The following is a 19,778-nucleotide window of genomic DNA, read 5'->3' as shown; positions in this document are numbered from 1 at the left end:
GGCGGGGGCGGCCCGGTCACCGGGTCGGCGGGGGTGGGCCGGCCGGCCACCGGGTCAGCCGGCGGTCGGGGTGGCGCCGGCCGGGCCGTGCACCCGGGCCACCCAGGCGGCCGGGTCGCCCAGCTCGTCGAGCCGGGGCAGGGTCAGCGGCGAACCGAAGATCTTGTTGAAGCCGGGCATGCCGACCTGCTCGACCACGCCGTGCACGAACTTGCGGCCCTCGGCGTACTGGCGCATCTTGACGTCCACGCCGAGCAGCCGGCGGATCGCCTTCTCCAGCGGGTTGCCCGCCTCGCGGCGGCGGTTGAACCCCACCCGGATCCGCTCCACGCTGGGGATGACCTGCGGGCCGACGCCGTCCATCACAAACTCGGCGTGCCCCTCCAGCAGGGTCATCAGCGCGGTGAGCCGGTCCAGCACGGCCCGCTGCGCCGGGGTCTGCACGATGTCCAGCACGCTGGTGCGGCTGTCCGGGTCGCGGACCGCGTCCGAGAGGGTGGACACCCCCCGGCGCAGCCGCTCGACCAGGTGCTCGGTGCCCTGCGAGGCGTCCACGAACGCCTGCACCTCACCGAGGAAGTACGCCCGCATCCACGGCACGGCGGTGAACTGGGTGCGGTGGGTGACCTCGTGCAGGCAGACCCAGAGCCGGAAGTCGCGCGGGTCGGCCCCGAGCTTGCGTTCCACCTCGACGATGTTCGGCGCGACCAGCAGCAGCTGCCCCGGGTCGGCCGAGAAGACCTCGTACTGGCCGAGCACCCGACCGGAGAGGTACGCCAGCACGGTGCCGGCCTGCACCCCGGTGAGCCGGGAGCCGACCGCCTCGGTGAGCGCGCCGGGCGGCTTGTCGCCGGAGAGCCGGCTGACCAGTGGCGTGATCACCTCACGCAGGCCGGCGATGTTGGTGGCCGCCCAGTCGCGCCGGTCCACCACCCGCACCGGCGGGTGGCTCACCTGCGGGCGCAGCCCCGTGTAGTCGGCGACGTGCCCGGCCGCCTCGTCGGTGAGTCGGCGCAGATCGCCGACCACCCCGGTCGCCTCCGCGTACGACACGCGGGGGCCCGACTTGCTCAGCGCCCCAGCGGTGGCGGCGGCCAGATCCCAGTCCACGAACTGCGCCATGCCACCCACCGTACCCGCGCCGCGACACCCCGGCCGGTTGCGCGCGTCCGGGCTGCCCTGCGGCCGGGCCGACGCGTCCCACCGGCCGGGCGGTCCCCGCCCACCCGGGGCAGTCGGGTGCCGTCGCTCAGCGGCAGCCGCAGCCGGCCAACGCGCCGGCGATCCGGTCCAGTGCCGCCCGGGTGACCTCCGGGTCGCCGGCCGGGGCCCGGTCGGTGAGCACCGCGAACGTGAGCAGCCGGCCGTCGCGGGTGGTGACCAGGCCGGCGATGGCGTGCACCCCGGTCAGGGTACCGGTCTTGGCCCGGACCACGCCGGCCCCGGCGACGGTCTCCGTCGACTCGTAGCGGGTGCCGAGGGTGCCCGACCAGGCGGCCACCGGGAGACCGCCGAAGATCGCGGTCAACTCCGGGTGGGTGCCGTTGCCGGCCACCGCGATCAGGTCGGTGAGCAGCGACGGGCTGATCCGGTTGCTGCGGGACAGCCCGCTGCCGTCGGCGAGGCTGATCTCGTCGGCCGGCAGCCCCAGCTCGCCGATCACCTCGTCCGTCGCCGCCGCGCCACCGGCGAAGGACGCCTGCTGGTTGCGGGCCAGGGCGACCTGGCGGGCCAGGGCCTCGGCGATCACGTTGTCGCTGTCGGTGATCATGATGTCGACCAGCCGGACCATCGGCAGCGACTCGACCTTGCCCAGCTCGGTGCCGGGCGCCGGCGTGCCGGCCGCCGTCGCGCCACCCGCCGCCGGGGCGGTGCCCCGGACCACCCCTCCCTGGGGCAGGCCGAGCAGCCGGGCGAAGGAACGGCCGGCGGCCAGGTCGGGCTCGGCGTAGCGGGTGGCCGCGCCGTGGCTGTCGACGAAGTTCTTCCGTGCCCCCACCGGGTCCCGGCGCGCGCCGTCGGTCATCAACGCGGTGATCGACGCGCCGAACCCGCCGGTCGGGATGTCCGCGTCCCAGCCGGGACCGTGGACCGGGCCGGGGAAGAGCGTGGAGTCGACCACCACCCGGGTCGGGGCGGTGCCGCCGAGGGCCTGCTTGACCTGAGCGGCGAGCGCGTCGAGGCGGGCCGCACCGGGGTAGAAGCCGTTTTTGTCCACGGCCAGCGTCGGGTCGCCCCCGCCGACCAGCACCACCTCGCCCGGGTTCGCCCCGGCCACCGCCCGGGTGGCGATCCGGTAGCCGGGCCCCCGCGCCTTCAGCACGGTCACCCCGGTGGCGAGCTTGGTGACCGAGGCGGGCACGGTGGCGTCGTCGCCGCCCTTGGCGTACAACGATTCGCCGGTGACCACGTCGGCCACGGAGAGGTTGACCCGGCTGCCCAGGGCGGCGGCGGTGGTCAGCGGCTCCACCGCGGCGCGTACCCCGGCGGCGGTCGGTGCCGGTGCGGTGGTGTCGGGGCCGGCGAGCACCGGGGACGGGTCGGGCTCGGGCGGTCGCGCGGCGGGCGACGGGGTGCTGTCCGCCCCGCCCAACCAGCCGGCGACCGGGCCCGGACGGAGCACCGCCGCAGCTCCGGCCAGACCCGCCAGCACCACGACGACCAGCAGCGCCGGCACCCACCGCCGACGCCGACGCGGTGGACCGGCGGGCGGCGGGCCACCGTCCGACGGCGCGGCGGGCGGCGTGGAGCCGGGACGGGCCGACGGCTCCGGACGGGGCGGCGACGCCACGACCGGGTGGGCGGCGACCGGGGCCGAGCCCCGGTGCGGAGGGACCGACGCGGAGCCGGACGCCGGAGCGGCCGAAGCCGGGGCGGCCGGCGCGGCACCGGACGGGGGGAACGGGGGCGAGACCGGGGCGGACCCGACGGCCGGCCGGCCGTCGGTCGCGGACGGTGCACGCCAGATCGGCGGTGGCGGGTGCTCGCCGGACCGACCGGTGACCGGTGGCTCGGGCGTCGACCCGGGGCGACGGGGGACGTTCGCGTCGGGCACCGAGACCCGACCGGTGGCACCGCCGCTCACGGACCGGCCCGATCCCCGGCCGTCAACCCCCTCCGGGCGGTAGTGTGAATCTTCCCTCCCCACGACCCCCTCCTCCCGCCGCCGAACTCGCCTGGGTGACACTACTTCGGTCCGAAGACTATGCGGCGTCCGGAGCCGACGGGTGGCCATTCATCCGTACCGGGGCGTCAGTGGTTCCGTTCAGCCAGCGTGGGCAGACGAGGGAGCGTGGGAGATGGATTTCGACGTCACGGTTGAGATCCCGAAGGGTCACCGAAACAAGTACGAGGTGGACCACGCGACGGGCCGGATCCGGCTGGACCGCACCCTGTTCACGTCGACCCAGTACCCGGCCGACTACGGCTTCATCGAGGGCACCCTCGGCGAGGACGGCGACCCGCTGGACGCGCTGGTGCTGGTCCCCGAGCCGACCTTCCCGGGCTGCCTGATCCGCTGCCGCACCATCGGCATGTTCCGGATGACCGACGAGAAGGGCGGCGACGACAAGGTCCTCTGCGTCCCCTACGAGGACCCCCGCCAGGAGCACCTGCGCGACATCCACCACCTGGGCGAGTTCGACCGGCTGGAGATCCAGCACTTCTTCGAGGTCTACAAGGACCTCGAACCGGGCAAGTCGGTCGAGGGCGCGACCTGGGTCGGCCGGGTCGAGGCCGAGGCCGAGGTGCTCGCGTCCTACCAGCGGGCCCGCGACGCCGAGGCGCAGGGCGGCGGGCACTGACCCACCGGCCGCCGGCCGTCCGCGAGAGGCCCGGACCGCCCGGTCCGGGCCTTCGTCGTATCCCGCCGGCGCAGGTCAACCCAGCAGGCCCCGGGCCGCGTCGTAGAGGTCCAGCACCGCGCAGGCCACCGGGACCACCGCCACCACCAGCGCGGTGTCGGTCAGGTCGGCCACCCGACCGAGGTACGGCGAGACCGGCCGCCGGGCGTACGTCGTACCGGCGGCGACGGCGAGCAGGGCGACGACCAGCCCGCCCCCGGCCAACGCCAGCAGCCCGGGAGCACCGGGCCGGCCGGCGAGCACCGCCCCGAGCACCGCGAACCCGGCCAGCCCGGCCGTGACCGGTGGCACCCGGTGCCGGACGGCCACGAACAGCCGGGACCGCAGCAGCAGCACCCCCGCGCCGACGGCCACCAGCACCCTCCCGGCGAGCCCACCGTCGACGGCGAGCACCAGCGCGGCGGCCACCACCGCGACCGCGTGCCCGAGCAGCATCCCGGTCAGCATCTCCTCGCTGCGGGCCACCGCCGCGTGCACCCGGGCCCGGTCCGGCAGGTCCCGTACGCCGTCCGGGCCGCCCGTCGGGCCGGCCGGCAGGGTGATCGGTGGCAGCGGCACCTTGCCCAGGCGGATCGCCAGCAGGGGCAGCGCCCCGAGGACGAAGACCATGACGCAGAGCAGCACGGCGGCGGTGCCGGCCGGGTCGAGCAGCAGCCCGCCCAGGCCGGCGGACGCGCCCACCGCCCCGGCCGTCGCGCCGGCCACGAAGACCCGCAGCCGGGTGGCGACGCCGAGCAGGCCCAGCACGGCGGCCAGGAGCAGCGCCACCGCACCGGCGAGCAGCTCGGGTGCACCGAGCCAGGGTAGTGGCCGGAACACCCCCACCGGGTCGCCCGAGCTGACCGCGAGCGCGCCGGCCGCGGCGGCGTACGGCAGGGCGTAGCCGCCGAGGGTGGCCCCGGCAGGGCCGTCACCCCACGCCCGGGAGGCGGTGGTGGCGGCGAGGCTGAGCAGCAGCGCCACCGCGCCCGCGGCGGGCCAGGCGGCGGGCTGTCCCGGCCCGGCGGCCAGCACGGCGAGCAGTCCCACGGCGAGCGGGACGCCCGCACCGGCCAGCACGGCCGCCCGGGTCGTCGCCGGCGACCAGGCCGCCCCCCGGCGACGTGCGCCGTCGGCGATGGCCTCGACCACGTCGTCGTACTCCAGTTCGGGCCACTGGTCGTGGGCGGGCACCAGGTGCAGCACCTCGCCGTCGCGTACCCCCTGCGGCAGCAGTGGCTGCGCGGTCACCAGCACCGCCCCGTCGGTACGCCGCAGCACCCAGCCGCCGTGCCGCTCGCCGTCGTCGGCCAGCCCCTCCCCGGCGTGCCGCAGCACCTCGGGCAACAGCTCGGCCAGGGGGACCTGCTCCGGCAGGGCCACGTCGACGCGTCGCCCCGGCGCGCTGATGGTGACCCTGGCCAGCCCGATGGTCATCGACTGGACTCCATATCGATAGGAGGTGGCGGCTGACGGACGACGCGCACTTTACCTACGATGAGCCAGGTTCGGGTTACCGAGCGCCACAGGGAGGTGGATTTGTCCACTGTCGTCATCAGGCGGCCACCGCGCCGGCCCGCCCCGGAGATCCCGGTCGGCGAGCTGCCCGTGGAGGGTCCGCCGGAGATCCCGGTGCTCACCGGCGGGCGCTGGCAGCAGGCGCTGATGGTGCTGCCGATGCTGGGCGGCACGGTGGCGATGGCGATGATGTTCGGTCGCGGTGGCGGCGCCTACTCGTACGTGGTGGGCGGGATGTTCGGGCTCTCCTCGGTGGCGATGCTGATGACCTCCTGGGGCAGCGCCTCGGGCAGCCCGCGGAAGTCGGAGATGATGGCCGCCCGCCGGGAGTACCTGCGGCACCTGACCACCCTACGGCGACGGGTCCGGCAGACCGCCCGGCAGCAGCGGGCCGGGCTGTACTACCGGCATCCCGATCCGGACCGGCTCTGGTCGACGGTGGACAGTCACCGGGTCTGGGAACGCCGCCCCGGCGACCCGGACTTCGCCGTGGTACGGGTCGCCGTCGGGCCGCAGACGCTGGCCACCCCGCTGGTGCCGCCGGTCACCCGGCCGCTGGAGGAGCTGGAGCCGATGACCGCGGGGGCGCTGCGGCGGTTCCTCGACGCGTACTCGGTGGTGCCGGACCTGCCGGTGGCGCTGTCGCTGCGCAGTTTCGCCCGGGTCTTCCTCCGGGGTGGGCAGCCGGCCGGCCCCGGCGGGGCGGCGGAGAGCGTCGGCGGCGGGTCGCCCGACGCTCAGGCGTTGGCCCGCGCGATGCTCGTCCAGCTCGCCGTCTTCCACGCCCCCGACGAGCTGCTCGTCGCCGTCTGCGCCGGCCCGGAACGGCGTCGGCACTGGGAGTGGGTGAAGTGGCTGCCGCACGCCCACCACCCGAGCAGGGTCGACGCGCTGGGCCCCGTCCGGCTGGTCACCAGCTCCGCCGTCGACCTGGAGCGGCTCCTCGGCGACGTGCTGGCCAGCCGGTCCCGGTTCAGCCCGGCCGGGCCGGCCACCGACGGCCCGCACGTGGTGGTGCTCCTCGACGGGGGTGACCTGACCGACGCCACCGAACTGACCGGCGACGGCGGCATCGACGCGGTGACCGTGCTCGACCTGGACACCCCGGCACCGCGCCTGCTGGACCGGTTCGCCCTGCTGCTGGAGGTGCGCGCCGGACGGCTGCACTCCTGGTCGGCCGAGGGGCACGCCGAGGTGGGCACCGCCGACCGGCTGGACGTGGTCGACGCGGAGGCGGTCGCCCGGCGGCTCGCCCCGCTGCGGCTCGCCGCCGTCACCCGGGGCACCGAGGCCGCCCCCGGGGCCGAACCCGGCCTGCCCGAGCTGCTCGGGCTGGGCGACCCGGAGGGGTTCACCGCCGACCAGGGCTGGCTGCCCCGCTCGCCCCGGGACCGGCTGCGGGTGCCGATCGGGGTGGGCCCGGACGGCGGCGCGGTCGAGCTGGACCTCAAGGAGTCGGCGCAGGACGGGATGGGCCCGCACGGGCTGCTGATCGGGGCGACCGGTTCCGGCAAGTCGGAGCTGCTGCGCACCCTGGTCCTGGCGTTGGCCGCCACGCACAGCTCGGAGCAGCTCAACTTCGTCCTGGTCGACTTCAAGGGTGGGGCCACCTTCGCCTCCTTCGACCGGCTGCCGCACACCGCCGCCGTGATCACCAACCTGGTCGACGCGCTGCCGCTGGTCGACCGGATGGTGGACGCCATCAACGGTGAGCTGATGCGCCGCCAGGAGCTGCTGCGCCGGGCCGGCAACTTCGCCAGCCTGCGCGACTACGAGCGGGCCCGGGCGGCCGGCGCGCCACTGGCCCCGCTGCCGTCGTTGCTGCTGGTCTGCGACGAGTTCTCCGAGCTGCTGTCCGCCAAGCCCGACTTCATCGACCTGTTCGTGCAGATCGGCCGGCTGGGCCGGTCCCTCGGCGTGCACCTGCTGCTGGCCAGCCAGCGGCTGGAGGAGGGGCGGCTGCGCGGGTTGGACACCCACCTGTCGTACCGGATCGGGTTGCGGACCTTCTCGGCGCTGGAGTCCCGCACGGTGCTCGGCGTGCCGGACGCGCACGAGCTGCCCCGCTCCCCCGGACACGGCTACCTGCGCGCCGGCACCGACCCGCTGGTCCGGTTCCGGGCCGCGTACGTGTCCGGCCCGCTGCGCCGGCACGGCGGCCCGGCCGGGGGCGGGGCCGGTGGGGCGGCCCGGCTGCTCACCTTCTCCACCCATCTGGTGCCGGTGCCCGAGCCGGCCGCCCCGGTCACCCCACCGGTCGTCGGGGACGAGGCGGGGAGTCTGCTCGACACGCTGGTCGGCCGGTTGGCCGGGCAGGGGCCGCCGGCGCACCAGGTGTGGCTGCCGCCGCTGGACCTGGCGCCCACCCTGGACGAGCTGCTCGGCCCGCCCGCCGTCGACCCCGACCGGGGTCTGGGCTTCGCCAACCCGGAGCTGCACGGCGGCCTCCAGGTGCCGGTGGCGGTGGTCGACAAGCCGTACGAGCAGCGCCGGGACGTGCTGTGGCTGGCCCTGGGCGGGGCGGCCGGGCACGTGGCCGTGGTCGGCGCGCCGCAGAGCGGCAAGTCGCACGCGTTGCGGACGCTGGTCTGCGCGCTGGCGCTCACCCACACGCCGACCGAGGCGCAGGTCTACTGCCTGGACTTCGGCGGCGGCGGGTTGACCGCGCTGCGGGAGCTGCCGCACGTGGGCGGGGTCGCCGGCCGGGCCGACCCGACGGTGGTCCGGCGTACGGTCGGGGAGGTCGCCACCCTGCTGGCCGAGCGGGAACGCCGCTTCACCGAGCTGGGCGTGGAGTCGATGGCGGCGTGGCGCAACCGGCGGCGGGAGCTGGCCGCCGCCGGTCAGCCCCCTGTCGACCCGTTCGGTGACGTGTTCCTCGTCGTCGACGGCTGGGCCACCCTGCGCGGCGAGTACGACGACCTGGAACCCCTGATCACCGACCTGGCCACCCGGGGCCTGTCGTACGGGGTGCACGTGGTGGCCAGCGCGGTGCGCTGGCTGGATTTCCGGCCCGGCATCCGGGACCTGTTCGGGTCCCGGATGGAGCTGCGCCTGGGTGACCCGTCCGACTCGGTGGTGAAGCGGGTGGCGGCGGCCGGCGTGCCGGAGCAGCCGGGGCGGGGGATCACCGCGCAGAGCCTGCACTTCCTCACCGCCCTGCCGCAGCTCACCGGCGGGGACACGGCGGATCTGGTCAAGGCGGTCGCGGGGGCCTGGTCGGGGCCGCCCGCCCCCCGGGTGCGGCTGCTCCCCCCGGTGCTGCCCTACGCCGACCTGGACACCACCGCCGGTGCCGGGCTGGCTTTCCCGATCGGGATCGCCGAGGCGGACCTGCGCCCGGTGCTGCTCGACTTCGCCACCGAGCCGCACTTCGTGGTCTTCGGCGACGCCGAGTGCGGCAAGTCGTCGTTCCTGCGGGCGCTGGCCACCTCGATCGTCACCCGGTTCACCCCGGAGCAGGCCCGGGTGATCCTGGTCGACTACCGGCGCAGCCTGCTCGGCACGGTCGAGACCGACCACCTGATCGGGTACGGCACGGCGGCGGCGCACACCACCGAGCTGATCGATTCGGTCGCCGGCTACATGCGGGGGCGGCTGCCCGGCCCGGAGGTCACCCCGGCCCAGTTGCGGGACCGTTCCTGGTGGTCCGGCCCGGAGTTGTTCATCCTGGTCGACGACTACGACCTGGTGGCCAGCGGCCCGGCGAACCCGCTGCGCGGGCTGGAGGAGCACCTGCCCCAGGCCCGGGACGTCGGCCTGCACCTGGTGCTGGCCCGCCGCTGCGGTGGCGCGGGCCGGTCCCAGTACGAGCCGGTCGTGCAGCGGTTGCGGGAGTTGTCCACCGCCGGGCTGGTGATGAGCGGCAGCCCCGACGAGGGGCAGCTCGTCGGGGCGGTCCGCCCCGGCCCGCTGCCGGCGGGGCGTGGTCGGTTGGTCACCCGACGCGAGGGGGTCCGCCTCGTTCAACTGGCACATCTGCCGCCACCGTGATCCGGGTGTGCCGGAACGTGCCGTGTCGGCACCCGGAACCGGTAATCTCCGAGCAGCATGTGTCCCACGTGATGAATGGCTGACGATGTGACCAGGGTTCGGCAGGGCTCCCCGACGGCGCTGCACCGGTTCGCCGGGCGGGCGCTGCTCGGTGTCGCGGCGACCACCGTCACCGTGCTCGGCACGGCCCCGCCTCCCGCGTCCGCCGCGCCCCCGCCGTCGTCCACCCTGGTCGGGGCGCTGGTCGGCAGTCCGCTGGCCGAGCCCGACTTCGCCCCGGTCCAGGCGCGTGCCGACCGGGTCCGCGACGACCAGTTCCAGCTCGACGAGTTGAACGCGGCCACCGCCTGGCGTACCTCGACCGGGCGTGGCGTCACGGTGGCGGTGATCGACTCCGGGGTGGACGGCAACCACCCCGACCTGGTCGGCCAGGTGCTGCCCGGCATGGACCTGGTCTCCCCCGGCGGCGGTGCGGAGCCGGACCCGGTGGGGCACGGCACGACGGTGGCCAGCCTGATCGCCGGGCGGGGCGACGACCGGCGGGGTGTGGTCGGGCTCGCGCCGAACGCGCGCATCCTGCCCGTCCGGGTGCTCGACGACGAGAACCGGTACGACGACGCGATGATCGTCGCCAAGGGCGTGCGCTGGGCGGTCGACAACGGCGCCCGCGTGATCAACCTGTCCCTGGGCGGCAGCGGCGACAGCCCGGCCCTGGCCGCCGCGCTGGACTACGCGTTCGCCCGGGACGTGGTGGTGGTGGCCTGCACCGGCAACGTCGCCACGTCCACCACCTCGAAGGTCTGGTATCCGGCCCGGGAGCCGGGCGTGATCGCGGTGGCCGGTCTGGAACGCGACAGCGAGAACCTCTGGTCCGGTTCGATCACCGGTCACGCCACCACGTTGACCGCACCGGCGACCGGCCTGGTCGGGGCCCGCCCGCCGAGCAACTACTGGGGCGTGCAGGGCACCAGCTTCGCCGCGCCGCTGGTGACGGCGACCGCCGCCCTGGTCCGCGCCCGCTACCCGGACATGTCCGCCGGGGACGTGGTGAACCGGCTGCTGAGCACCGCGAAGGACATCGGGCCGGTCGGCCGGGACGACCGTTTCGGGTACGGCCTGGTCGACCCGGTGGCCGCGCTCACCGCCGACGTGCCGCTGATCGGCTACAACCCGCTGGACGACAACGACTCCCCCGGTGTGGTCGGGTTCGGGCCGGCCCCCGGCTCCGCCGAGGACGCCCGCGCCGGTGGGACCGGCAGCGACCCGCTCGGGTTCGCCGCGCCCCGCCAGCAGACCCGGTGGACGGCACAGCCCGCCGGTGGTGCCGGCGAGGACGCCCCCCGTCGGCTGTGGACGGGTGTCGCCGTCGTGGCCGCCCTGGTCACCGGGGTCGCGATGATGGTCCGCCGGTTCCGGCTGCGGGGTCGCTGAGCCGGGCCTGATCTCGGGTCCGGGTGGGTAGAGCAGGTCGCATGAGTTCCTCCGGTCCGCGTACCTCCGTATCGCCGTCGGCCCGGTCCTGGCGGGACCGCCGCCTGGACCGGGACCATTCGCTCGGGTTGCGGCTGACCCTGGCGTCGGTGGCGGCGTTCCTGGTGCTGGTGCCGTTCGCGCTGCTGGCGGTGCTGGTGGTCGGGGCCTGGCCGCCGTTGCACGACCTGGACGCGGCGGTCACCGACGCCCTGCACCGGTTCGCCGCCGACCATCCGCTGTGGGTGCGGGTGATGACGGCGTGGACGCACCTGGCCTCACCGGGGCCGCTGCGGGTGGCCGCGCTGGTCGTGGTGGTGGGGCTGTGGCGTCGCGGGGCCCGCCGGCTGGCGCTCTGGGTGGTCACCACGATGGTCGTCGGCGGGGCGCTGGGGGCGGTGTTGAAGCTGCTCGTCGGCCGGGACCGCCCGGAGCTGCTCGAGCCGGTGGCGCGGGCCGCCGGGTACTCCTTCCCGTCCGGGCACGCGCTGAACGCCACCCTCGCAGCGGGGGTGCTGCTGCTGGTGTTCCTGCCGTTCACCCGGGGCCGTCCGGCGGCGCGGGTGGCGCTGTGGACGATTGCCGTGCTGCTGGTCGGGGTGACCTGCCTGAGTCGGGTGGCGTTGGGCGTGCACTGGGTCAGCGACGTGCTCGGCGGCTGTCTGCTGGGGGTGGCGGTGGTGGCGGCCACCGCAGCGGGGTTCCGTACCTGGCGGGAGCGGGTCGGGTTGCCGGGCGGCCGGGCCACGGTCGACGGGGTCGCGCCGGAGCAGACCGACCCGCACGCGTAGCGACCCTGCGGTCCGGGTACTGGGCGGCCATGTCCGCCATCGCTGCGCAGGTCGCCAAGCGGGTGCTCCTTCCGGTGACCCTGCTGCTCTCGTTCATGGTCCTGCTCGGGCTGCTGGTGACCCGGGTCCTCGACGACGTCTGGCCGTTAACCGTGGAGGACGCGGTCAACCGCGAGCTGGCGGCCGACCGGACGGCCGGGTGGAACGACGTCTCGCTGGTGTTCAGCACGCTGGCCAGCACCCAGCTGATCGTGGTGGTCACCGTGCTGGTGGCGCTGGTGCTCCGGCTGGTGCTGCACCGCTGGCGGGAGCCGCTGTTCCTGTGCGCGGCGGTGTCCGCCCAGGCGCTGGTCTTCCTGCTCACCACGATGGCGATCGACAGGCGTCGGCCGGCGGTGGAGCACATGGACGTGTCCCCGCCGACGTCGAGTTTCCCGTCCGGGCACACCTCGGCGGCGGTCGCCCTGTATGTCGGCATCGCGCTGCTGCTGGCGTTGCGGGCCCGGAGCACCGCCGGCAAGGTCACCTGGTGGACGTTGCTGGTGCTGGTCCCGGTCGGGGTGGCGCTGACCCGGATGTACCGGGGGATGCACCACCCGAGCGACGTGGTGGCGTCCTTCGTCAACGGCGGCACCTGCGTGGCGATCATGGCACGGGCGGTGCTCGACAGGTCGCTGACCTGGGGTCGGGCCAAGCTGCCCGGCCTCACCCCGGCCGGCGGTGACGCCCCGGCCACCGCGCCGGCCGCCGGCTGACCCCGCCGGCCCTGCCGCGTCGGTGAAACGGCACCCCGGCCCCGACCGGTCGGGGCACGTCCGGGGGCTCAGGTGCAGTCGCCGGTGCCCACTCCCCGGGTACGCTCCGCGCCGGCCAGCGCCACCGGCCGGGCCTCCTCGGCGGTCACCGCGAAGCCGGTGTTCGGGTCGTCCGCCGCCGCCGCGAAGATCACCCCGAGCACCAGCCCGTTGGAGGAGACCAGTGGCCCGCCGGAGTTCCCGCTGCGCACCAGCGCCCGGATGGTGTAGATCTCCCGGTTGACCTTGCTGGCGTTGTAGATGTCCGGGCCCTCGATCCGGTCGACGTCACGGATACGGGCCGGGCGGGCGTCGTACGGGCCGTCGAGCGGGAAGCCCAGCACGATCGCGTCCGCGCCGCTGCCGGCCTGCCCGGCGGCGAAGCGCAGGGACGGACCGGGCAGCCCCGGCACGTGCAGCACGGCGAGGTCGCGGTCCGGGTCGTAGACGACGACCACGCCGTCGTACCGTTCGCCGCGCAGTTCGACGGCGACGGAGCGGGTGCCGGCGACGACGTGCGCGTTGGTCATCACCCGGTCGTCGGCGTAGACGAAGCCGGAACCCTCGATCCGGCGCGAGCAGCTCGGCGCGGACCCGAGCACCTTCACCACCGCCCGCTGACTGTTCGCCACCACCTGCGAGCCGGCCAGCGCCGGGTCCGGCGGGGCGACCTGTCGGGCCGAGGTACGCCCCAGCCCGTTGAAGACGTCGGGGAACCCGTTGGTGTCGACGGTGTCGCGCAGCGCCGTGGACAGTTCCTGGGCCTGGTCGGGCAGGACCCGGTCGACCACGGTCAGCAACGCGCTGTTCTTGACCGAGGCGGCCAGCCAGGGCAGCGACGAGGAACCCAGCGGCACGGCGACCAGCCAGGCCACCAGCATCACCGCGAGGATCGAGACGAACGCGCCGCCGATGTCGTCGGCCCGCTTGGCGACGTCGTTGGTGATCGTGCGCCGCAGGTGGGAGCCGAGCCAGCCGGCCAGCGCCTGGCCGAGGACGGCGAGCCCGAAGACGGCGACCAGGCTGACCAGCACCCGCGTCCCGCTGTCGATGAACTGGCGGGCCAGCATCGGCCCGAGCTGGAGGCCGATGAGCGCGCCCAGGAAGAACCCGGAGAACGACAGCGCCCCGATGACGAAGCCCTGACGGTATCCGCTGATCGCGAACACGAGCATGAGCAGGAGCAGAACGAGATCCACGGCCGACACCGGTCAAGGGTACGTGCACCGGACACCGGTACGACGCAGCGGCTGCGGAACGTAACGGTCAGGTCAGCGGACCGGCCAGTTCGTCGGCTTTGTCGGTGCCGGCGGAGGGGGCCGGGGTGGCCCCGGTCGGCGGCAGTTCGACCACCCGCGACCGGGGCCACGGACGGGCCCACCCGGCCATCTCCAGCAGCGCGGCGAGCACCCCGGCGGTGAAGCCCCAGACCAGCATCCCCCGGACGGAGAACGCCGGGCCGGTCCAGCCGCTGGGGTGGCGGACCCGCATCCGGTTGGCCGGGTCGACCAGTTCGGCGACGGGCAGCCGGGCGACGTGCGCCACCTCGGCCGGTTCCCGGGGGTGCACCGGGTGCGGGCTGTGCCACCAGGCGAGCACCGGGGTGACCACGAACTCGCTTACCGGAATCCAGAGCCTCGGCAGTTCGGCGAGGACGGTCACGCTGGCCGGGTCGAGGTCGACCTCCTCGTTGGCCTCGCGCAGGGCGGTGGCCCGCGCGTCGGCGTCCCCCGGGTCGGCCGCGCCGCCGGGGAAGGCCGGCTGGCCGGCGTGGTTGCGCAGGGTGGCGGCCCGCTGGAGGACCAGCACGTCGGGACCGACGCCGGGCTCCTCGCCGAGCAGCACCAGCACCGCGCTCTCCCGGCCGCCCTGCTCGGGGGTGGTCAGCCGGGTGAAGTCCTCGGCCCGGGCGGTGCCGAGCCGGCCCAGCAGCGGATCGAACCAGGACGGCGGACGGCGGTTCATCGGGTCGACCCGGCACCGACGGTCGGCCTCACGCGGGCACCACCAGGCCGAGGTGCCGGCGGACGAGGTCGGCGAGGCGGGCGTCGTCGAGGGCGCCGGAGGTGTCGGTGTGCCTGATCCGTCCCTGCGCGTCCACCAGCAGGGTCAGCGGCACCGCCGTGCGGCGCAGCTCCCGTTGCAGGGCCTCGCCCTGGTCGAACAGGACCGGGAAGCGGATGCCGAAGTCCTCGCCGATGGCCTGTGCGCCGTCCCGGCTGTCCCGGCTGTTCACCCCGATCACCTGGAGCTGGCCGGCGGCGCGGACGCTGAGCCGTTGGAAGGCCGGCAGTTCCTGGCGGCAGGGCGGGCACCAGGAGGCCCACACGTTGATCACGGCCGGGCCGTGGATGTCGCGCAGCTTCACCGGGGCTCCGCCGGTGAAGCAGGAGAGCACCAGTTCGGGCAGTGGGCTGCCGCCGCCGTCGGCCGCAGCCGGGCTGCCGGCCGTACCGCTGCCGTCGCCGGCACGGGCGGACCCGGTGGGGGCGGCCGGGCCGGTCAGGGTGGCGCAGTCGGCGAACGGCGAGGGGCGGGCGGCGCGGGTGGGGCCGGCTGCGGGGCCCTCCCCGCCGGTGGTGGCGGTGCAGCCGGCGAGCGCCAGCAGCACCGGGACGAGCAGTGCGGCGAGCCGGGGTTTCACGGTGCCTCCGCGGCGGCGGCCTGCGCGGGCACCAGCTCCGGGTCGACCCCGGCGGCGACCGCGAGGTCCCGGGCGCGGGGGCCCTTGAGCAGCTTGGCGGCGGCGGCCGGCTCGGTCGGCCCGAGCCCGTACGACGGGCAGAGCCGGGTGAGGGTGCACGCCCCGCAGGCGGGCTTGCGGGCGTGGCAGACCCGCCGGCCGTGGAAGATGATCCGGTGGGAGAGCATGGTCCACTCCCGCTTCGGGAACATCGCCCCGATCTCGTGTTCGATCTTGACCGGGTCGGTCTGGATGGTCAGCCCCCACCGCTGCACCAGCCGCTGGAAGTGGGTGTCGACGGTGATCCCCGGGACGTCGAAGGCGTTGCCGAGGATGACGTTGGCCGTCTTGCGGCCGATCCCGGGCAGCGTCACCAGGTCGGCCAGCCGGCCGGGGACCCGGCCGTCGTACCGCTCGGTCAGGGCCTGGCCCAGCTTGATCAGCGAGTCGGTCTTGTTGCGGTAGAACCCGGTCGGCCGGATCAGCTCCTCCAGCTCGCCCCGGTCGGCCCCGGCGTAGTCGGCGGCCGTGGGGTAGCGGGCGAACAGCTTCGGGGTGACCTCGTTGACCTTCTTGTCGGTGCACTGCGCGGAGAGGATCGTGGCGACGGCCAGCTCCAACGCGGTGGTGTGGTCCAGTTCGCAGTGGGCGTCCGGGTGTGCCTCGGTCAGCGCCCGGCCGATCCGCCGGGCACGCCGGGTGCGGCCGAGATCCGTCTCGACCCGGCCGGGAGAGCTGATGGTCACGCCGGCCAGCCTACGTCGCCGCCCCGACGGGCCGCCGGAGCACGCCCCCGGGGTCAGTCGGCGTCGGGCGGGCTGATCTTCCCCTTGGTGTCGAACCGGGCGGCGGTACGCGGGAAGTCGTTGGTGCTGAGCTGCTTGACCAGGCCGAGCCCCTGCCCGGCGGGGTCCATCCCCGGCTTGCCCACCGAACTCATCCTGGTGGAGGTGAACGAGCCATCGGCGAAGCTGCCGTCGGGCTTGAGCGACACCTTCAGCACCCCGCCCCAGCCGAGCCGGCCGGTCGGGTTGAGCGACCGGGCGCCCCCGGCGAAGTTGCCCAGGCTGTACGCGATCAGCCGCCCCTGGTAGAACTCCATCCCGCGCAGCACGTGCGGGCCGTGCCCGACGATCAGGTCGGCCCCGGCGTCGATCATGGCGTGGGAGAACTTCACCGGGTCGCCCCGGTTCTCGCCGAGGAACATCTCGGTGCCGGGGCGGACCCGGGTCTTGTCCGACCCCTCGGCCCCCATGTGCACCTGCACCACGACCAGGTCGGCCATGGTGGCGGCCTTCTCGACGACCCCCTTGGCGGCGTCGATGTCGACCAGGCTGTTGGACCACGGGTACGACGAGAAGCCGGCCACCGCGACCTTCACCCCCCCGACCTCGACCACGGTGATCTGGTCGGGCGCGCCGGTGTGCTTGAGTCCGTGCTTCTCCAGCGCCTGCTGGGTGTTGTCGTAGCCCTGCGGGCCGAAGTCGTAGCCGTGGTTGTTGGCCTGGTTGAGTAGTTGGAACCCGGCGTCCTTGAGGTGGCCCGCGTACTCCGGCGGGACGCGGAACTGGTAGCAGTTGCTGGAGTTCGCGCCGCACTTGCCGGTGCCGGTGTCGGTGGTGAGCGGCTCCTCCAGGTTGCCCATCACCAGGTCGGCCTTGAGCGCGCCCTTGACCTCGTCGAAGAAGCCCTTGCCGCCGTTGGCGGGCAGCCGGGACGGGGCCATCCCCATGACGATGTCCCCGGTCGCCGACAGGGTGATCGCCTCGGTCTTGCCGGTCCCCCCGGTGGTCGGCACCGGGGATCCGGTGGCGCCACCGCCGCCGCCCGGTCGCCAGACCGGGTCCGGGCTGTCGGACGACTGGCCACAGCCGGCGAGGAGCACGGTGAGCAGCGCGCCGCAGGCGAGCGCGGTGCGGCGGCGGGGACGGGGCTGGAGGAAGGCGGCAGAGTACATCGCCCGCGACGCTACCGGGTGGCCAATCGACCGACGACGGGCCGATCGGACGGAAGTTCAGCCCGTCCGCCGCTGCGACCACGGGACGCAGGGCACCGCGCCGCCGGCCCGGACGGCGGCGTGGACTGCACGGGCGAGCGGCGCGCCCCAGGTCGACCGGGGTCCGCCGTAGGACTCGGCCGGGTCGCCCGTCGGGCAGAGCACGGTGACCGCGTCGGTGGGCGTGCCGGTGCCCGGCAGGCCGAGTTCCCCGATCGCCTGGCACTTCGCCTCGGTGGCGGTGGCGACGGCGTTCACCAGCGCCGCGTCGCCGAGCGCCGTCGGGACGTACACCACGATGTTGACCGTGCCCACCCGCTGCGCCGGGGCGTGGGCGGGGTCGGGGGCGGCGGCCCACAGGGGGGTGCCGAGGCCGACGGTGGCCCAGGCGCGGACCCCGGTGTCGGTCCGGGTCACCACCTCGGCGACGTCGACGCCGGTGAGCAGGCCGACCCCGGGTCCGTCGAGGTCGAACCGGTGGGCGAGCGCGGCCAGGTGGGCCGCCGGGTCGTCCCGGTGGTACGACATCGGCACGGTCGCGTTGACCACCCAGTTGCGGGTGCCGACGCCGCCACCGAGCGGGCCGGAGCTGACCGCCCGCAGCGGGGCGCCGGCCCGCCACACGAGCACCGGAATGTCCCACCCGTCCTCCAGGCGGTGGGTCAGCACCGGGTCGCTCAGCACCCCGACACCCTACGACCGGCGGTGGCCGACCCCGGTGACCAGGTGGTTCGGGCGGACGATCATAGTGCCCGATCGGGTCGGTGAGGTTACGCCCAACGATCAAGATTCCAGGGGTGCAGCTCTGATTCGTCCTCACGTGCGCCTAGACTTGGCGGCGCGCGAGGGATCAGCGGACGGCGGACCCGGCCGAGGGACGGCAACGCGCAACCGGAGGTGCGCGATGGACGAGGTACTGGCCCGCAGCGGGATCTTCCAGGGTGTCGACCCGGAGGCTGCCGAGGCGCTCGCCAAGGAGATGGAGACGATCGACGTCCGTAAGGGCGAGATCGTGTTCAACGAGGGCGAGCCCGGCGACAGTCTCTACATCCTCCTGTCAGGCAAGATCAAGGTCGGGCGGCGGGCAGCCGACGGCCGGCAGAACCTGATCGCGGTGATGGGCCCGTCGGACATGGTCGGTGAGCTGTCGCTCTTCGACCCCGGCCCGCGTACGGCCACCGCCACCGCGGTCACCGACACCCGCCTGGTCCGGCTGCGCAAGCAGGCGCTGCGGCCCTGGCTGAACAACCGGCCCGAGATCGCCGAGCAGCTGCTGCGGGTGCTCGCCCGCAGGCTGCGCCGGACGAACGACTCGCTGGCCGACCTGATCTTCACCGACGTGCCGGGCCGGGTCGCCAAGAACCTGCTCCAGATGGCCGGTCGGTTCGGCACCCGCGACGGCGGTGTGCTGCGGGTGACCCACGACCTGACCCAGGAGGAGATCGCCCAGCTCGTCGGCGCCTCCCGGGAGACCGTCAACAAGGCGCTCGCCGACTTCGCCTCGCGGGGCTGGCTGCGGCTGGACGGCAAGAGCATCATCATCCTCGACCCGGAGCGTCTCGCCCGCCGCGCCCGGGTCTGACCGGCACCGCGTACGCACCCCGAGCCAGGGCCGCCTCTACCGGTGGCCCTGGCTCGTCGGCATTCCGGCCGGTGCAGCCCCACCACCCTGGCGGTGGACCGCCCTGACCTGTCCGGCCTGACCGGCCGTCATCGGCGGTCCGGTCGGCGCGCCGACCGGACCGTGGAGAGTTCTTGTCGCCTGGGCGACAAGAACTCTCCACGATCCGTGCGAGGTGACCAAGGCGATCGGGGGGGGTGACCCGGCGAGCGCCGGCAGCGCGAACCGGGGGCATAAAAAAGTCAGGCTTGACTGTTTGTTTCGACGGCGGCACGCTGTTCCCGTGTCCACCCCGTCGACCCGCGTCCCGCAGCAGGAACGCAGCCGCGCCACCCGGGCCCGGCTGCTGGAGGCGACGGTCGACTGCCTGGTGCGGTACGGCTGGTCGGGCACCACCACGACCGTGGTAGCCGCCCACGCCGGTGTCTCCCGGGGTGCCCAACTGCACCACTACCCCACCAAGGCGGCCCTGGTCACCGCCGCCGTCGCCCACCTCGCCGAGCTACGCGCCGAGGAGCTACGCGTCGAGGCCGAGGCGCTGCCGGTCGGGCCGCAGCGCCTCGACCGGGTGGTCGACCTGCTCGGCGTCGCCTTCACCGGGCCGCTCTTCGTCGCCGCGCTGGAGCTGTGGGTGGCCGCCCGCACCGACCCGGAACTGCGCGACGCGCTGGTGCCGCTGGAGGCGCGGGTCGGTCGGGAGATGCACCGGCTCACCGTGGCGCTGCTCGACGTGGACGAGCGCCGCCCCGGCGTCCGCGAGGCCGTGCAGGCCACCCTCGACCTGCTGCGCGGGCTCGGCGTGGCCAACCTGCTCAACGACGACTCGACCCGGCGCACCGCGCTGCTGCGCACCTGGAAACACCAGCTCGCCGCCCTGCTCGCCCCCGGGGCGGCACCGGACCAGCACCACGACGCCGACCCGACCTGACCGGTACTCACCGGCCCACCCGCCCGGAGGCACCATGGTCGACCCGACCGCACCGCCCGTCGACCCGACCGACGGGTCCGACCGGCCCGTCACACCGCCCGCCGGGGTGGACACGGCCCCCGGCCGGACGATCCGCGCCCGC

At 74.9% G+C, this 19,778-nt stretch carries 16 protein-coding genes; 7 read left to right on the top strand and 9 right to left on the bottom strand.

Annotated features, from left to right (window positions below):
• Positions 1 to 54: 54 nt before the first annotated feature.
• Both ACN260_RS00765 and dacB read right to left on the bottom strand, forming a co-directional pair.
• Positions 55 to 1,122, bottom strand: coding sequence for a zinc-dependent metalloprotease (locus ACN260_RS00765; protein ID WP_422754300.1), 1,068 nt, complete (start codon positions 1,120 to 1,122; stop codon positions 55 to 57).
• Between the two features lie 127 nt (positions 1,123 to 1,249).
• Complete coding sequence (dacB, locus tag ACN260_RS00760; protein ID WP_422756578.1) at positions 1,250 to 2,677, bottom strand: D-alanyl-D-alanine carboxypeptidase/D-alanyl-D-alanine endopeptidase; 1,428 nt, start codon at positions 2,675 to 2,677, stop codon at positions 1,250 to 1,252.
• 622 nt (positions 2,678 to 3,299) lie between these two features.
• Between dacB and ACN260_RS00755 the strand changes: the two genes are divergently transcribed.
• The gene (locus ACN260_RS00755; protein ID WP_422754299.1) at positions 3,300 to 3,803 is read left to right on the top strand and encodes an inorganic diphosphatase; all 504 of its coding nucleotides are present in this window, start codon (positions 3,300 to 3,302) and stop codon (positions 3,801 to 3,803) included.
• 75 nt (positions 3,804 to 3,878) lie between these two features.
• Here the strand turns inward: ACN260_RS00755 and eccD are convergent, their stop codons facing one another.
• Positions 3,879 to 5,279, bottom strand: coding sequence for a type VII secretion integral membrane protein EccD (eccD, locus tag ACN260_RS00750; RefSeq protein ID WP_422754298.1), 1,401 nt, complete (start codon positions 5,277 to 5,279; stop codon positions 3,879 to 3,881).
• A gap of 102 nt (positions 5,280 to 5,381) precedes the next feature.
• On the opposite strand from eccD, the gene eccCa reads away from it, so the two are divergent.
• From eccCa to ACN260_RS00730, 4 genes are all read left to right on the top strand, one after another.
• Complete coding sequence (gene eccCa / locus ACN260_RS00745; RefSeq protein WP_422754297.1) at positions 5,382 to 9,353, top strand: type VII secretion protein EccCa; 3,972 nt, start codon at positions 5,382 to 5,384, stop codon at positions 9,351 to 9,353.
• A gap of 75 nt (positions 9,354 to 9,428) precedes the next feature.
• On the top strand, positions 9,429 to 10,784 hold the full coding sequence (gene mycP, locus ACN260_RS00740) for a type VII secretion-associated serine protease mycosin (RefSeq protein ID WP_422754296.1): 1,356 nt from the start codon (positions 9,429 to 9,431) through the stop codon (positions 10,782 to 10,784).
• A gap of 41 nt (positions 10,785 to 10,825) precedes the next feature.
• Positions 10,826 to 11,614 (top strand): phosphatase PAP2 family protein, encoded by a 789-nt coding sequence (locus ACN260_RS00735; RefSeq protein ID WP_422754295.1) that lies wholly within the window; start codon positions 10,826 to 10,828, stop codon positions 11,612 to 11,614.
• Between the two features lie 29 nt (positions 11,615 to 11,643).
• Positions 11,644 to 12,369: a phosphatase PAP2 family protein gene (locus ACN260_RS00730; RefSeq protein ID WP_422754294.1), complete on the top strand. Its 726-nt coding sequence runs from the start codon at positions 11,644 to 11,646 to the stop codon at positions 12,367 to 12,369.
• 68 nt (positions 12,370 to 12,437) lie between these two features.
• Here the strand turns inward: ACN260_RS00730 and ACN260_RS00725 are convergent, their stop codons facing one another.
• Genes ACN260_RS00725 through ACN260_RS00700 form a run of 6 tightly spaced genes read right to left on the bottom strand, consistent with a single transcriptional unit; the run spans position 12,438 to position 17,771 of the window.
• A complete protein-coding gene (locus ACN260_RS00725) occupies positions 12,438 to 13,616 on the bottom strand; it encodes a MarP family serine protease (protein ID WP_088643850.1) in 1,179 nt (392 codons plus the stop codon).
• 58 nt (positions 13,617 to 13,674) lie between these two features.
• A complete protein-coding gene (locus ACN260_RS00720) occupies positions 13,675 to 14,373 on the bottom strand; it encodes an NUDIX hydrolase (protein WP_422754293.1) in 699 nt (232 codons plus the stop codon).
• 28 nt (positions 14,374 to 14,401) lie between these two features.
• Positions 14,402 to 15,052, bottom strand: coding sequence for a TlpA family protein disulfide reductase (locus ACN260_RS00715; RefSeq protein ID WP_422754292.1), 651 nt, complete (start codon positions 15,050 to 15,052; stop codon positions 14,402 to 14,404).
• On the bottom strand, positions 15,049 to 15,837 hold the full coding sequence (gene nth, locus ACN260_RS00710; protein ID WP_422754291.1) for an endonuclease III: 789 nt from the start codon (positions 15,835 to 15,837) through the stop codon (positions 15,049 to 15,051). The genes ACN260_RS00715 and nth overlap by 4 nt, the downstream gene beginning before the upstream one ends.
• 53 nt (positions 15,838 to 15,890) lie before the next feature.
• Positions 15,891 to 17,048, bottom strand: a complete 1,158-nt coding sequence (locus tag ACN260_RS00705) for a CapA family protein (RefSeq protein ID WP_422754290.1) — start codon at positions 17,046 to 17,048, stop codon at positions 15,891 to 15,893.
• 57 nt (positions 17,049 to 17,105) lie between these two features.
• Positions 17,106 to 17,771, bottom strand: coding sequence for an adenosylcobinamide amidohydrolase (locus ACN260_RS00700; RefSeq protein WP_422754289.1), 666 nt, complete (start codon positions 17,769 to 17,771; stop codon positions 17,106 to 17,108).
• 220 nt (positions 17,772 to 17,991) lie between these two features.
• Between ACN260_RS00700 and ACN260_RS00695 the strand changes: the two genes are divergently transcribed.
• Positions 17,992 to 18,669, top strand: a complete 678-nt coding sequence (locus ACN260_RS00695) for a Crp/Fnr family transcriptional regulator (protein WP_067306583.1) — start codon at positions 17,992 to 17,994, stop codon at positions 18,667 to 18,669.
• Between the two features lie 322 nt (positions 18,670 to 18,991).
• Positions 18,992 to 19,636: a TetR/AcrR family transcriptional regulator gene (locus ACN260_RS00690; protein ID WP_422754288.1), complete on the top strand. Its 645-nt coding sequence runs from the start codon at positions 18,992 to 18,994 to the stop codon at positions 19,634 to 19,636.
• Positions 19,637 to 19,778 lie beyond the last annotated feature (142 nt).

The sequence above is a fragment of the Micromonospora sp. WMMD708 genome (assembly GCF_049315245.1).
In the GTDB taxonomy this organism is placed as follows: Bacteria; Actinomycetota; Actinomycetes; order Mycobacteriales; family Micromonosporaceae; genus Micromonospora; species Micromonospora wenchangensis.
The sequence above is the reverse complement of the archived record's forward strand: the minus strand, read 5'-3'. Positions and strand labels throughout refer to the sequence as shown.

Coding starts and splice junctions, on each gene's coding strand:
- ACN260_RS00755 (WP_422754299.1), top strand. CDS start 3,300: ATGGATTTCGACGTCACGGTTGAGATCCCGAAGGGTCACCGAAACAAG.
- ACN260_RS00695 (WP_067306583.1), top strand. CDS start 17,992: ATGGACGAGGTACTGGCCCGCAGCGGGATCTTCCAGGGTGTCGACCCG.
- ACN260_RS00705 (WP_422754290.1), bottom strand. CDS start 17,048: ATGTACTCTGCCGCCTTCCTCCAGCCCCGTCCCCGCCGCCGCACCGCG.
- mycP (WP_422754296.1), top strand. CDS start 9,429: ATGGCTGACGATGTGACCAGGGTTCGGCAGGGCTCCCCGACGGCGCTG.
- ACN260_RS00720 (WP_422754293.1), bottom strand. CDS start 14,373: ATGAACCGCCGTCCGCCGTCCTGGTTCGATCCGCTGCTGGGCCGGCTC.
- eccD (WP_422754298.1), bottom strand. CDS start 5,279: ATGACCATCGGGCTGGCCAGGGTCACCATCAGCGCGCCGGGGCGACGC.
- ACN260_RS00730 (WP_422754294.1), top strand. CDS start 11,644: ATGTCCGCCATCGCTGCGCAGGTCGCCAAGCGGGTGCTCCTTCCGGTG.
- ACN260_RS00735 (WP_422754295.1), top strand. CDS start 10,826: ATGAGTTCCTCCGGTCCGCGTACCTCCGTATCGCCGTCGGCCCGGTCC.
- ACN260_RS00765 (WP_422754300.1), bottom strand. CDS start 1,122: ATGGCGCAGTTCGTGGACTGGGATCTGGCCGCCGCCACCGCTGGGGCG.